Annotated in this window: 12 protein-coding genes; 1 reads left to right on the top strand and 11 read right to left on the bottom strand. The window is 39.3% G+C overall.

What is annotated here, in order from left to right:
• Positions 1-13: 13 nt before the first annotated feature.
• A complete protein-coding gene (locus tag ACO08K_RS01705; protein ID WP_421794655.1) occupies positions 14-2,065 on the top strand; it encodes a toll/interleukin-1 receptor domain-containing protein in 2,052 nt (683 codons plus the stop codon).
• A 135-nt stretch (positions 2,066-2,200) separates the two neighbouring features.
• On the opposite strand, the gene ACO08K_RS01700 is transcribed toward ACO08K_RS01705, so the two are convergent.
• From ACO08K_RS01700 to ACO08K_RS01650, 11 genes are all read right to left on the bottom strand, one after another.
• Entirely contained in the window at positions 2,201-3,787 is a 1,587-nt protein-coding gene (locus ACO08K_RS01700) for a hypothetical protein (RefSeq protein WP_421794654.1), read from the bottom strand.
• 33 nt (positions 3,788-3,820) lie between these two features.
• Positions 3,821-3,988, bottom strand: a complete 168-nt coding sequence (locus tag ACO08K_RS01695) for a hypothetical protein (protein ID WP_421794653.1) — start codon at positions 3,986-3,988, stop codon at positions 3,821-3,823.
• Positions 3,989-4,096: 108 nt separating this feature from the next.
• Positions 4,097-5,392 carry a hypothetical protein gene (locus ACO08K_RS01690; protein WP_421794652.1) on the bottom strand — a complete coding sequence of 432 codons (1,296 nt, stop codon included), beginning with the start codon at positions 5,390-5,392 and terminating at the stop codon, positions 4,097-4,099.
• Between the two features lie 70 nt (positions 5,393-5,462).
• Complete coding sequence (locus tag ACO08K_RS01685) at positions 5,463-6,812, bottom strand: toll/interleukin-1 receptor domain-containing protein (protein ID WP_421794651.1); 1,350 nt, start codon at positions 6,810-6,812, stop codon at positions 5,463-5,465.
• Positions 6,813-6,878: 66 nt separating this feature from the next.
• On the bottom strand, positions 6,879-8,051 hold the full coding sequence (locus tag ACO08K_RS01680) for a cysteine desulfurase family protein (protein WP_421794650.1): 1,173 nt from the start codon (positions 8,049-8,051) through the stop codon (positions 6,879-6,881).
• 13 nt (positions 8,052-8,064) lie between these two features.
• Positions 8,065-10,014 (bottom strand): nucleotide-binding protein, encoded by a 1,950-nt coding sequence (locus tag ACO08K_RS01675; RefSeq protein WP_421794649.1) that lies wholly within the window; start codon positions 10,012-10,014, stop codon positions 8,065-8,067.
• A 66-nt stretch (positions 10,015-10,080) separates the two neighbouring features.
• Positions 10,081-11,202, bottom strand: a complete 1,122-nt coding sequence (locus tag ACO08K_RS01670; RefSeq protein ID WP_421794648.1) for an ABC transporter permease — start codon at positions 11,200-11,202, stop codon at positions 10,081-10,083.
• A complete protein-coding gene (locus tag ACO08K_RS01665) occupies positions 11,199-12,305 on the bottom strand; it encodes an ABC transporter permease (RefSeq protein ID WP_421794647.1) in 1,107 nt (368 codons plus the stop codon). The genes ACO08K_RS01670 and ACO08K_RS01665 overlap by 4 nt, the downstream gene beginning before the upstream one ends.
• Positions 12,306-12,307: 2 nt before the next feature.
• Positions 12,308-13,054, bottom strand: coding sequence for an ABC transporter ATP-binding protein (locus tag ACO08K_RS01660; RefSeq protein WP_421794646.1), 747 nt, complete (start codon positions 13,052-13,054; stop codon positions 12,308-12,310).
• Positions 13,047-13,973, bottom strand: coding sequence for an ABC transporter ATP-binding protein (locus ACO08K_RS01655; protein ID WP_421794645.1), 927 nt, complete (start codon positions 13,971-13,973; stop codon positions 13,047-13,049). Before ACO08K_RS01655 ends, ACO08K_RS01660 begins: the two co-directional genes overlap by 8 nt.
• A gap of 2 nt (positions 13,974-13,975) precedes the next feature.
• The gene (locus tag ACO08K_RS01650; protein WP_421794644.1) at positions 13,976-14,962 is read right to left on the bottom strand and encodes an HlyD family secretion protein; all 987 of its coding nucleotides are present in this window, start codon (positions 14,960-14,962) and stop codon (positions 13,976-13,978) included.
• Positions 14,963-15,033: the final 71 nt, after the last annotated feature.

Raw genomic sequence — 15,033 nt, 5'->3', positions numbered from 1 at the left:
TAAAAATTTTATCATGGAAGACTTTTTCATTAGTTACACGGGTAAAGATCAAATATGGGCTGAATGGGTAGCTTGGCAGATTGAAGAAGAAGGGATGAGTGTTACTATTCAAGCATGGGATTTCGTTGGTAATTGGGTTTTAGAAATGGATACAGCGATGAAAGACGCTAAAAAAACAATAGCTATTTTATCCCAGAGGTATTTAGATGCAACGTATACTCATTCAGAATGGGGTAATGCATTTAGGTTAGACCCAAAAGGAGAAAAGGATTTACTTATAACAATTAGGATTGATGAAGTTGAGCCAGAAGGAATTTTAGCCCAAATTGTTTATGTAGATTTAGTTAATCAAAGTGAAAATGACGCAAAAGACCTGTTATTGAAGCGTTTAAAAGGCGAGAGGCGAAAACCTGCTCGAAAACCCCAATTCCCTGGAGAGGTTCATCATCGAGTGGTGTCGCAAAAACCAATTTTTCCTGCTGAAATCAAAGATAACCAACTGCAAAATAAAGCCCGAGGCTTAATTGTTTTGTGGCGCAACAAATATTATGATAAAATTGATTTGCTACAAAAAAACAGTAAATTAGCAAGAACCTGGAGCAAAAGCCTACCAGACCAAATCGATGAAAGCGTCATTAAAGTTATTAACTTCGCAGCTGAAACGGCTTATGATCTAAGCGTTCTTCCTATTAATGATTTAGAATTTGCATCAAAATATGGATTATACGTTCATGAAACGGTTTTTTGGGGCCAAGCTATACAATATGTAATTGATAGCGCTCAACGAATTACTTCTAACATTGCTTTTGAAGAAGAATTCAATGAAACAATAGAAAAAAAGGATTGGATTCAAAAAGCCATAATATTAGATAATTATAGCTTTGAAATGATTGCGCGGGTGCTTGAATCTGCCTTGGCGCTTGGGCTATTCAACTTAAGTAAACTTCCACAAGGTTACCTAAAAAAGAACTTACAGGAAATCCCTCATAACTTATCCCTATTTCAAAGCCTCTATATAGCCAGTCATAACAATGATCCTGAATTACATTTAATGACAGTCATGCCTGAAAATAAACTATTGGGCTCGTTTGTTGCACGGAGTCATAACTTATTTGTTTTATGCGCTCAACGAAATCTAGAGGGCTCCATTGATCTATTAGCTACTGACCATAACTATTTATATTATTGGCAAAATTCAACAAGCCCATTTCCAAATATGGAATACCCTTATAAGGGTGTTTTAGATGCACAATTCTTGTCGAGGGAGCCTGGGGCACCAATATTGGCAGTACAAAGCGATGGATCAGTATGTATATTTACATCAGATGATGATCAAAAAAAAATAAAACAAATTCCAAATCCTCAAAAAGTAAAAATATGGATCGATCCGCTTCATAATGAGGCCTGTTACATCATTAGTGTTTCAAATAAGAATGAATTTACAATCAGATCTTGTTCTATTCATGATAATAACTATACTGAAGCAAAACATGATATTTGGGAGCACATGAACTTAATTGACGATGTTGACGCGGATTTAAAAACTAAAAACATTCCTTATTGGGAGAACTTTAAGGAGCCTCTTATGAGTATTAGCTCTCTTGGAGGCCTTCCATGTCTAATTATAGGCCGAGAGCAAATATACGGAGCTATGGGTATTCATTTTCTTGATCCAAAATCACTTTTACCAATCCATGCGCCTATACTTATAAGAGAATTTGTGCATACTTTGAACATCATAGCACAACGATGGCTAGTAGTTACATTACTTAAAAATGATAATAACGTCCGCAGCCGTATCCTAATTTGGGACCTTTTCGGAGACTACTCAATACCAATAGGAAGTTATCTTGAAAAAAAAGGAGATGTTTATTATTCTATCGTATTATCAGAAGAAGAAAATGCTTTTCAAACTTTACATGTATTTCGTACTCTTAACATTGATGCTGAAAATAACTTTGAATTGTTTACTTTGGATTGGCCCTCTGGAAAGATAACACAGTTAAAACAAGCCTCACATTTAAGAATTTGGCCCGTATCATATGGCGTGGACATTCAATATTGAGCACAACTCGAAGTGTTAAAACCTAAGAGCCCATAATTTCGTCTGGTAACTGAGACTGCCGTTGAACTATTTACCGCCGCCGGGTTTTGGCCACTTCAGTCCCACTTGCTGCAATTTTCTTGTTAAAAAAGGCAATTAGATGATTTTTGTATTTGTTTTGGCTTCTTTTTTTAAGAGTTTAAAAATATTATGGATTTCGTTAACGAATAATTTACTAGTAGTATCGTTGCTGATAGAAATAAATTTAATTGATGATGCTTTTTGTTTTAATATATTTTGAACGTAGCATTGAATCTGAGATAAATTATTTTGATCGCATATAAAAATAATCCTGTGCTCCGGCATTTGGCTTAAAGTGACTAAAAATTCCCATTCCATATTTTTTGTTGGTAAATCATTCCATTGAAAAATAACTAAATCAGCATGTAGTAAATAAAAAGCTACATGCTTTTGCCAACTTTTTTCAGTAGAATATAATAAAGTTCGATATTCATTGAGTATTTGTTCTGAGTCAGGATTTGTACCAGATTTGGCCTCAAATAAATATTTATCATTAATTGAAAGAAGATTTCCATATGCGCCTAAGGTAGGGTAAATCAATTTCTTGTTTATTTCAGAAAAATCCGCTGAAAAACGTCTAAAAATTAATATTTTAAATTCTTGATTTAGTATTTTCTTGAAAATCTTTATAGTACTATTCCCTAAGATGTACCGAGCAGAAAATACTATAAAAGGACTTAATAACAAGAAGATCCATGTTGGATCTTTTTTTACAAAACTAGAAATGACCGACATTGAAGAAAAGACCCAAAATGCTTCTAATATCATGGAATGAAAAAGGTGAAAGCTAAGTATTTTACTGCCCAAAGGTAATAATGGTTTTCTAAAGAAATTTTCTGGGGATTTTAATCTAGTTGAAGTTGAATAGATACTTTGAAGTAATAAAGCTAATATTATAGCAGCAAAAAAAATATTAAATATTAAGGTTGGTTTTAAAAATAATTCAACATATAGTAGTGAAAGGATGAAGACTAAAGATATTAAATTTATAGTACTAAATTGTATTGTCAAGTCATCATTTTTTTCTGAATCGTTTTCCCAATTGAGTTCATAATCTTCCAATAAATATTCTTTTGTAAAAGCAAGTTTTTCTTGAAAACTCTTGACGTGTAAAAAAAAAATTATACCAGGGATTATGTTCAGAATCTGAGTCGAAATATAAAAAATTGTTAAAGTAAGAATCACATTTAGAATAATGGACCAATGCATAAATTTATAAATTTGTACAATGCTTAAAATTGAGAGAGCAAAATGAATTATCGAAAGTATGCTTCTCATCCAAAGAAAGGGTGAAAATCGGTCAATTATTATTGTTATTTCTTCTAATTTAATATCTATTTTGTTTTGAAACTTTGCCCAAATTGTTGCGGCACTATAAACAGTTGTTCTCCCATATGATATTTCAATTGAAAAACTAAATGCCACAAAAACAATTAAAAAGAATCCAACTTTATCCGGTTTTATTAAAGTGCATAATGCACATAATTTCATAACTATATTAATCCAAAATGCTGTTGTAAGTAGATATGTAAATACAATTTTCCTAAGAAGAGAATGAATACTTGCAGAATCATTGGATATGTTTTTTCCTAAAAATCTTATTGCCCATGGGTGTTCACTACTTGAATGTAGTCCAACGTATTCTTCTACTAAATTCGGCATTATAAATAGATTTAGAAATACCTTATAATTTTTTTATTCTCCGCTAAAAAATATAATCAGCAGTTTTCCTTTAAGATTAATCGCCACTTCCTCTTTTACCGGATCGATCAAAATCAATCCGGTTGTTGTTCCATCTATTACATCTTGTATGCGATCCCAGTTGGTTTTTTCAACAGGAATGATTTTTTTAACTAAACCCATAGTTTTATAAATTGAGGTAAATAATTATAAAAATAAAAAGAACTTTAAAAAAAAATTAAGCTCTATGACGTTTTAATTTTTAAACACTTGCATCTTCATAAAAACAATTCACCTTTTCTTCGCCCTAAACACCAATTCCTGTGCAATCGTCAATTCATCTGAATATTTCGGACCGTTCAGCCTACCCAAACGTGTAGCATACCAGATATAGCGGTGGGGGGCCATCATGAAGCTGTATTGCTGGTAGTCTGTCGCCCCTCGTTGAGCCACTTGTTGTAAAACCTCATGAGGCACCGGGATCAGCTTTGGTTGAACCATTTCAATGAATAGATCGGGGTTAAGCGCATTTTTCCAACTGTATCCGGTGTTTGTAGGCTCTTCAAAAACCCGTTGTTGTGTCCATTCCAAAGAGAAGGCGGGATGATTAAAAAAAGCAGAACGCCCAATCAAGGGAATACTAGCAAATTCGCGCATTTTTTGAGCAGTTTCGGCACCTCTAGTACGGCCTGCGGTGGATAAGAGTCTATCCAAACTCCTTCTTTGTTCATAACTTAGTTCAGGGACAACTCCTGCAGGTTCTACCTCTACCTTTTGAGTTTTAGGATGATATACCTTGAGCAGGGGCCTTCTTTTGCTTACCGCCTGAAAATAAGCCATGAGTACCATTTCGCCACTTGTCCACCAAGATTGATAGTATTGATCTGATTCCAGAATCCATACTTCCTTGACTGTTCGCATCTTTTCCTCGATAATACTCAATATTTCCCAACGCTGTAGGTATGAAAGTACCTCGTCCTGATAAGCCAGTTCTCCGGGTGAGAGCAACAATACTCCTTGTTTTACCCCTTGATGAAATTTTCCAGAAGCTAGCTGTTGTTGTAAATCTTTCGCTTGCTTGTGTACACTATTTCGAAAACTGACAAAAATTTGATGCTGCTGACTTGCTCGGACTCGGGCTTTTTCCAAATCTTTTAGAGGCCCTCTTAAACCTGTGCTCCAGATGTTCTTCCCCGTTCTTGGCAAGTTGGGCAATAAATCTGCCACTTGCTCGCGTATCCAAGCCATAATCGCTTGATTGTTCTGCGAAAAGGGATACGGTGGCGCCCCTCCTTCACGTAATCCGTAAAAATTTTGAGGTAAATAAGTTCTGCTCGCCACTAAAACGTGGTCATATGCTTGAGGCTGTGCCGTAAATGCAGCATAGTTATGTGTTCCCGCTAATTCAACACTTGCATCAACAAAAACTACATCCTGTTTGATACAAGCTGAATTAAATTCGGACTGTGTAGGCTGATTGTGCACGCTTACTATCCAGCCAAGAGCATGGAGAAAGTCTCGGAGCATTCCTTCTAATGCTTTGCCTTCGGGTGAACGTGTGGAAAAAATAGTAGCTTGAATGGGCATAATTTTAGATTTATGGATGAATGATAATTGTTGCAAATTAATTCGTCAATCCTAAATTTGTCGGGGTCCCCTACCTAAACTCTGCCTCCTGAAAAATGCACCCATTCCCCTCCATACCTTTCACGTCCACTGCTTTCGGAAAGCTACAATTTGAAAAAATACAGTTTTCAAACCACTTGCTCCGGATAAACCCTCTAAAATGGCAGGCTTCAAATAATACGTTCACAAATCGAACCTCGCTATTTTTCGGAAGGATTTCTATTACTCCAGCTTGAGGTGGTTCTTCACTGTTTTCTAAAACGCAGTTTTCAAATAAGGCTAATTCATTGGTGACCAAACTCGAATTAGTGTCAATAGGGCTATAGAATTTCACATCACCCATGTTTTCAAGTTCAAGCCTGCTTCCTTTAAAAACACAATTTTCAAGTTCAACCAAAATCATTGAACTTGGATTAAAAGTATTGCCATAAAAATGACAAGCCTTGTACTTGGAAGCCCCGATGCTTAAACCTGGTTCTTTCTCATTGATAAACCCACTTCCCCAAACAACACCACTAAAATTCGACTTCTCGAAATAAACTTCATCTATATTTCCGTGCATAAGGGTAGTATTGACAAGACTGCCCCTAATGAATTCCTGCTGATTGGCCTGAAAGTTTTGGATGAACCATCTTTTACGGGTTGGGTTATCCTTTTCCAAAAGGGCAATTGCAAAAAGTGAATTTACCCTGGCGTTTTCACTACTCTCCGCTGCGTTATAAATATAGTACAGTTGCTTTAGCAATTCATCATCACTCGCATAATCTTTTAACATGTTCTGAAGCTGACCATGATTATAGATTATTTTTGAATTGGTGATTTGAGCAGACAATTCGGCTCTCATCCTTTTCAATCTGGAATCATTCAGTGAGGTGATGGCGTAAAAGTAAAATAAGCCTATACAAACGACTAAAGCGAGCAAGCCTACAATTCGAAAAAGCCAACGTCGAGCAACCTTACGCCGCGTCTCGGTCAGAAATTTGTGAATCAGTAGTACCGCATTAGCGTAATCGTTTTTGTTTTGAACGATTGCATAATTGATGTTTTTTTGAAAGGAGTAAAAAAAGTCATTTTCATCAAACTCCTCATTAGCAGCATACTTGACCGGAATGAATTTTTTACCTAGCGCCACTGCTGTATACACCTCTGCCTGACACCACTGGCTTTGGATTGAATTTTTTGATAAAATGAAAATAAGGGCATCCGTTTTTTGAATTGATTTTTGGATTTTTTGCGCAAAATCTTCACCTATCAAGATCTCTTCTTTGTCAAAAAAAACCTCATAGCCCGATTCTTTTAAGGCAATTTTTAGGTATTCAGCTAGGTCGGTATCTTTGCGGGAATAACTTAGGAATAGTTTTGTGGGGATTAATCTGCTCATTATTAAATTTTTATTTAAATGGTCGTCGATCCTGACTTTGTAAGGGTCGACTATATAAGTCGCAAGTTATCTGATTTGAAGTATCCTTCCATGAATTTCTCGAAAATAGTTAATTAGGTTCAATATTTCTTCATTTGTTGTGGTTCTTCCAAAACTTATACGAAGAGTATTTTTTATGTCCTTATTATTTAAATTTAAACTTCGAAGGACATGACTGGGAGTTAAATCATTGCTATCACATGCCGCTCCAGATGAAATTACTATATTTGGAAATTTATCGATAAGCTTATCTTCAACTAGTTCATGGAATGTTAAACTTGTTATATGTGGAACCCTAACTGCAAAGCGGCCATTAATTGTGAAGTTTGGCAGGTAATTAAGTAATCCTGATTCAAAAAGGGCTTGAAACTCTAAGATCTTGTTATAATACTCATCCTGTTCTTCAAGGCATAATTGCGCGGCAGCTCCCAAGCCTACTATACCGCAGGTGTTCAAGGTCCCTGGTCGAATTCCATCTTCTTGGCCACCACCTTTCGTAATGGATGAAATTCTATTGAATGTATGCTGTGATCTGATGTATAGACCACCTACACCTTTCGGGCCATATATTTTATGGCCCGAAAAACTCATCATATCAATTCCTATTTTATTCATATCAAGTTTATACCTTCCAAAATATTGCGTTGCGTCGCAGTGTATTAAAATTGAAGGGTTATTCTCTTTTACAAATGCTGATATTTGTTCTATTTCATTAATAACACCCGTTTCATTATTTGCATACATTATAGAAATCATAAAAGTATCTTCTTGAATTGCCTTTGCTACCATATCTCTTGTAATAACACCTATAGAATCAGGTTTAAGGTAGGTAACCCTAAACCCTTGCTTTTCTAGGTGTTTGATAGTGTTTAATACTGATTTGTGTTCAAGCTTAGAAGTTATTATATGGCCAAATTTACCATTCTCTCTCATCTTCATACATACTCCTTGGAGCGCAATATTATTCGATTCAGTTGAACCAGATGTCCAATAGATTTCTTGGGGTAAACACTTTATTAACTCGCTAACTTGAATTCTTGCTTTTTCAATGGCTTTGACTGATTCCTTGTTTATACCAGAAGTATTTGATGGATTTCCATAGAAATCTGAAAAAAAAGGCAGTATTTTTTCTAAAACCCGTTTGTCACAAGGAGTGCTTGCTGCATAATCAAAGTAGCCCAAAAATTGATTCTTCTGCATTCTTAGTTAATTTTTATAATTGATTATTCCCAACGACATCTATCGTCCCTGTTCTATCGTCTGGGTTATAAATACAATTAACAATATTTAGTTTAAGGTCTTTAGGCCAATCAAATAGATCAAGAGAAGCTCGCGCACCCAAGTTGACAGACTTTTTTTCTTCGATTTTATTGAAATCAAAAATCCATAGTTCATTAATATCTGGTTTTCTGATTTTTATGAAATTGAATAAATCGTAATAATGCTGGGCCATAATTGATGTACACCTCACCGTGACCGCTGATCTTTCTAAGTCATAATATCCTAGTAAAATAGGGTCTCCCTTATCGCTCTTTATAGATACATCAAATAATTGTTCCTCGTTATTAATAAGCTCTATTTTTTTATTCTCTTTGATGAGTTCTTTCAAATATTTTGACACCTTGTTTCTTGTATTACGCATTCCAAAAATTTCAAGTTCGGTAGCACTAATGTTCCTAACTCGGTATTTAGACCTGATAGATTCTAATAACTCAATTATCAACCTATCCTTATCTTCTTTGCTGGAGTTAACTAAATCGACATCACAATATTTAAATTGGCAAATACTTGATGTCGAGAAATCATTAATAAATGATTCTAATAATATGCTTTTTTTGTCAGAAACAAAGTTTACTAAATTTTCATATAACCACAGGGCATCTTCCAAGTGATAATATCTTTCTTCGTCATCAGGAGCCCTTAAATCAAAATAGCCGCCTTCTATTACTATTCCTGCCCTATCAATATTAATCATGTGTTTATGAAAATAATTAAAGGCCATTTCCTTTGGTAGACGGTTCCTCTCCATTTCATTTCTACTGTAAAATTGGCTAAATATGTCTTTTATATCTTTACTTAAAGCCCAAAACCTATTAAATCCATCAGTTTGAGAATTTATTTTATCTATGTCACAATTGACTTGGCACATTGGGTTACTTACAAAGTCGTTTGGTGCAGTAAGTGTAGTTTCGATAATAGAAAAACTATCATGTTGATTTTTAAACAAAGCGAAATCATTAAGTTCTCTAATTTTGTTAACACTTCCAGGGTTCCCAATAGTTGAATATACATAAATTTTGGTTTCAACTGCCACTCTACCCAGTAAATAATTCCATTGCCGTTCTTTATCATAAAAGAATTTTAATACCTCAAATGTTTTATTGCTCCCTAGCTTTCCTTGGTCTATTACAAGAATTCGCCTGAATAATTGACATCGGTTCTGTTCCAAAATGGAATTCATAGCTTCAAATATCTCTAGAGAAATATTAACTGTTTGAGAATGTTCAAATTGAATTAATTCCTCCCATCTGTCGAAGGCTAAATCAAAAGCCATAAACTCCTCGAAGCGCTCATGGTTAAACATATATAGTAATAAATTGTATGCTCTTTCATATGATATGTTCATGCTTTTTTTGCTGTATATCAAGGGCTCTTCTTTGTTTGCATACCGTACTAAATACTGGCAGAATTGATTTGCAATCTCCTCTTGAATGTTTTGAGTAATATGCTGAATAACGTCATTGCAAAAAGGTGCAAGTGCAGCAACCCAGTTATGATCAGTTCTATTTGAATCATATTGACCGTGGTGAATCCCGGATAAGTCGCTCAATAGATGAAAATTCTCTATCGATTTCGGAGAAACAAAAAATACTTTTTTGCTCCCAAGTTTCCCTATAAAGAGACCTGTTTCAAAAATAACGTTATCCCTGGGAATGATATACTCGGAGTTTTTTATAGATGCTACATCATCAGGTGTATAAACAAATATTGCATAATCAAATTTGGAAAGCGCCTGTTCCAATGAATCCAGGTAACTTGCAGTCAGTTTAAAAACGCCTTGGCTCCATTCCGTAATCTCTCCAAAATCTCGTAGATTATTATGAATTGCAGCAGCAATGTTTTTCCCATGACTGGATGAGCCAATAAATATACGAGGTTTCATATCGATCAAGATTAGCCAAACTTAAACGATAATATTACAAGAAAATTTTAGTTTTTCCCACCCCCATCACGCCGTCTTCCGATAATTCCAAATCGCCCAGCTATTAAAAAACAGCGCGAACCCCGTCATCACCAGAAAATGGTACTTGATATCCTGGAACCCACTGCCTTTCAACACCACCATGCGCACCACCTCGATGAAGTGCGTCACCGGATTCAGCCTAGCAATCACAATGGCCCAATTGGGCATGCTGTCGACAGGGGTGAACAAGCCACTCATCAGCATGAAGATCATCATGAAGAAGAAGGCGATAGACATGGCTTGTTGCTGGGTTTCGGAATAGGTAGAGATCAGCAGTCCGATGCCCTGCACTGCGATTAGAAAGAGGAACAAAAAGGAGTACAGCAAGGGGATACTGCCAAGCGGGTGGATGTCGTACACCAAACCTGCGATGATGAACAAACCCACCGAAAAAAGGAATACCCCAATGACCCAAAAGGGAATCAGCTTGCCCAGGATGAAGTGGATTTTTTTGATGGGCGTCACGTTGATTTGCTCAATGGTACCGACCTCTTTTTCCTTTACAATGTTCAGTGCGCACATGTATACGCCGATCATGGTCACGAGGGTACACAAAATGCCGGGCACCATAAAGAAGGGATAATTCAGGTAGGGATTGAAGCGATTGATGGAGGGCACTTCGATGTTTGGGACGGGATTCATGCGTGGATTGGCCGTCATTTCCAGTCGAATATCCGCATTGTAACTCGCAATGATTCTGCTCAGGTACGAACTACCCACCATGGCTTTGGTGCCGTTGATGGCGTTGACGGCGATGAAGAGTTTTTGCTCGTTTTCTTTGACCAGATTGCGCTCAAAACCGAGTGGGATTTCCAGAATCAAGTCGGACTTGTCCTTTTCAAATTGCTGAAAAGCAGCATTGAATGAGGTGCCGTAATCACTGATCACAAAGTAGCCCGAAGAGCTGATTTTGGACACCAATTGCCGGGAATACGCCGAATGATCGTGGTCTACAATGGATATATTGATGTTTTTGATCTCGTAATCGGCGGCCAGCGGCATGATCAGCAACTGAATCATCGGCGCAATGAAGATCACTGGCAACAAGGCCCGGTTTCTGAAAATCTGGCGAAACTCTTTTTGCAACAAAAATCTTAAAGTTCTCATCCGAGGCGAATTTTGAATTTATTGATGCTCACGCTGAGCAAAAACACGGTCATGCCCAGCAAAATCAGGGTCTCTTTCCAAATGGCGCTAAGGCCCAAACCTTTGATCATGATCGATTTTACGATGATGTAATACCACTTTGAGGGCACTACGTTGGCAATGATTTGCAGGGGCAGGGGCATATTCTCCAAGGGAAACATAAACCCAGTAAACAACAGCACTGGAATCAACATCCCCATCAGTGAAATGAGCATGGCCTGTTGCTGCGATTGTGCTGAATTGGAAATGAGCAAGCCCAGGGAAAGCGCAGTGAGAATGAGTAGTGAGCTTTCAAAAAAGAGCAAGCCGATGCTGCCATTGATGGGCATTTTTAGCAAAAAAATACTCAAGAGCAAAATCACTGAAAGGTTGACAATCGACAAAAACAGGTAGGGCACTGCCTTGGAAATGACCACCATCAGCGGGTGCATCGGCGAAACCAGCAGTACCTCCATCGTCCCTTTTTCCTTTTCCTTCACGATCGAGACCGAGGTCATCAGCACACAAACCAGGAGCAAAACCAGCGCCATTACTCCTGGCACAAAATTGGTGGTGCCTTTGAGCTCCGGGTTGTAAATCATCCTGATTTCGGTATTGATTTGTTGCGGCAGATCATTGAATGGGGTGATCTCTTTTTGGTAATCCATGACGATGTTGGTGATGTAATTCGTCAGGGTATTGGCCGTATTGGGGTCGGAAGCGTCGGCGATGACTTGAATTTGCGCTTTGTGGAGGTGCAGCAAGTCGTCGTTGAAGTGGTTGGGAATCACGACCACCAATTTGACATTGCCCTCCTTGAAGGCTTGCTCAATTTGGCGGGGATCGAACAAGAATTTTTTGATTTCAAAATTCTTGCTGGCCTCAATTTTGTCGATGATGCGCTGAGACGCCGGGTCCTGGGCAAAATCACAAATGACAATTTTTGAGTTTTTGATCTCGTTGGTTAACGCAAATCCAAAGAGCAAAATCAACATGATGGGCATCCCGAACAGCATCAGCATGGACTTGGGGTCGCGGAAAACGTGGTAGAATTCCTTGATGACGAAGGCGAAGAATTGTCTCATGGTTAATCTGCTTTTCTTTTTGCACCCCGTGCTAGTTCAAAAAATACTTCATCCATGGTTTCGGCAGAAAACTGTTGTTTGAGCTTCGTCGGAGTATCCAGGGCTTTGATGTAGCCGTCGACCATCATCGAAATGCGGTTGCAGTACTCGGCTTCGTCCATGTAGTGGGTGGTGACAAAAATGGTAATGCCCCGGTCGGATGCATCGTAAATCAAGTCCCAAAACTGCCGCCGCGTAACAGGGTCAACCCCTCCGGTGGGTTCGTCCAAAAACACAATTTTGGGCTCGTGAAAAATGGCCACGGAAAAAGCCAGTTTTTGCTTCCAGCCCAATGGCAGGGACCCGACTAGTTTGCTCCGTTCTTTTTCCAGCCCCAGCTGTTGAATCAATTCATCACTTTTGGACTTGATTTTTTGATCGGAAAGGCCATAAATGCCGCCAAAAAAGCGGATGTTTTCCTGCACCGTCAAGTCCTCGTAAAGGGAGAATTTTTGACTCATGTAGCCAATGTTGGCCTTGATCTTTTCGGTTTCCTTGTACACATCAAAGCCGGCGATGCTCGCTTTTCCAGATGATGGGATGGACAAACCGCAGAGCATCCGCATGGCCGTGGTTTTGCCAGCTCCATTGGCACCCAGGAACCCAAAAATCTCACCTTCGTATACATCAAAAGTGATTTCATTTGTCGCCACAAAATCGCCAAAGCGTTTGGTGAGTTTATCGGTAGAGATGACGATGTTACTATTCATGCTGATCGAGTAATTTGATGAAACAATCTTCGATGGTCGCAGGCGTTGTCTTGAATTCGATGTACTCGTGGTTTTGGTGGTTCAAATCCGCGATCAGTTTTTTCTGCATCTCGTAATCATCATCGTCCCGAAAAGTGATGTGGTGAAATTCTCCGAAGGAATTGCAACTGTCGATGTAGTCCAAGTGCCGGATGTCGCGCAACAATTGGCTCATGCGCTCGGATTTGATGGCGTAGAGGTTTTTGGGAAACTGCGCCACAACCTGAGCAGGGGTATCAATCGACAAAATTTTGCCATCCTGGATCAAGGCAATGCGCTCGCACAAAGTGGCCTCGTCCATGTAGGGTGTAGAGACCAAAATGGTGATGCCTTGTTCCTTGAGGCGCTTGAGCATTTCCCAAAATTCCTTGCGCGAAACCGTATCAACCCCCGTGGTGGGTTCATCCAAAAACAAGACCTGTGGGCGGTGAATCAGGGCACAACACAAGGCCAGTTTCTGCTTCATCCCTCCCGAAAGTTTTCCGGCGCGGCGGGTTTTGAAAGGTTCGATTTGTACATAAATGTCCTTGATCAAATCGTAGTTTTCGGCAACGCTGGTGTTGAAAACCGTAGCAAAAAAGTTGAGGTTTTCTTCCACCGTCAAGTCCTGGTACAAGGAGAACTTGCCCGGCATGTACCCTACCCGCTGGCGGATGGCCTTCCAGTCTTTGACCACATCCAGGCCATTGACCGATGCCGAACCTGCATCGGGCAACAACAGCGTGGTGAGCACGCGAAAGATGCTGGTTTTGCCCGCCCCATCGGGGCCGATCAGGCCAAAAAGCTCCCCTTTTTCAACGGCAAACGACACATCCGTTACCGCTTTGACCTCGCCCTTGTTGTAGGTTTTGCTGATGTGGTTCAATACGACGTCGGCCATGGCTATTGAAATTTGATTTCCCCATACATTCCGATTTTATAGGTGCCGTCGTTTTTCACTTTCACTTTGATGGCGTACACCATATTGGCGCGTTCGTCTTTGGTCTGGATGGTTTTGGGGGTGAATTCCGCCTTGTCATTGATCCAGGTGATCCGACCAGTGGCTTCTTTGTAGCCGCCTTTACCATCGTCGGTGAGGACTTTCACTGGTTGGTTCAACTTGATCAGGGGCAACTGGTTGCCGGTGATGTAAGCGCGCAGGGTAAGCACGGAGAGGTCGGCGATTTTGTACAAAGCCTTGCCCATGCTGGCAAATTCTCCGGCGGAGGCGTACTTGGTCAGCACCGTTCCAGCAACAATGTTTTTGATTTGCCCGCGACCAATTTGCTCGTCCAGGATGCTGATCCGCTTTTGCATCGGCGTCACTTCGCTAAGCACACCCCGGTTTTGGATGCTGACATTTTCTTTAGCAGCGGCGATTTGCTCATTGAGCACGCCAATTTGGTCTTGTGCAGCAGCGATCTGTTTTTCCAGAATCGATTTTTGCCCCATCAGGTCGTCCAATTGTTTGGGCGTGGCAGCATCGGCCTTGACGAGGTTTTGGGTTCTGGCCACTTCCTTGTTCAGCACTTCCAATTGCTGATTCAGTACCTGGATTTGGGCTTTTTGAGTTTTAATCTGGCTTTGCAGAATATTGACCTGGGGCGCAGAATTGTTTACTTTTTGGCCAATGGCATTCACCGAGGCCTGGGTTTGTTCTTTTTGCACATTGAGCGCGGCTACATCGATTTGCCCGATGACCACATTGCTTGCCAACTCTTGGCCTTCTTCGATGTTCAGGCTCAAAATTTTTCCGGTTTGTTCGGCAGATACGATCACCTCTTCGGCTTCAAAAGCACCGGATGCGTCGAAGGTGTTTTGGTCTTTGTTGCAGGCGAAGAGGGAAATGAAAAGGCAACAAATCAGGCCGATTTTTGATAAAGTATTCATTGTATTTTGATTAAAGGTTAATAGGTTAGTTTCCTAGGCGCTGGGGAACAATAAATTGACATTTTGGCCAC

The organism is Haliscomenobacter sp. (assembly GCF_965225875.1).
GTDB lineage: Bacteria > Bacteroidota > Bacteroidia > Chitinophagales > Saprospiraceae > Haliscomenobacter.
The sequence above is the reverse complement of the archived record's forward strand: the minus strand, read 5'-3'. Positions and strand labels throughout refer to the sequence as shown.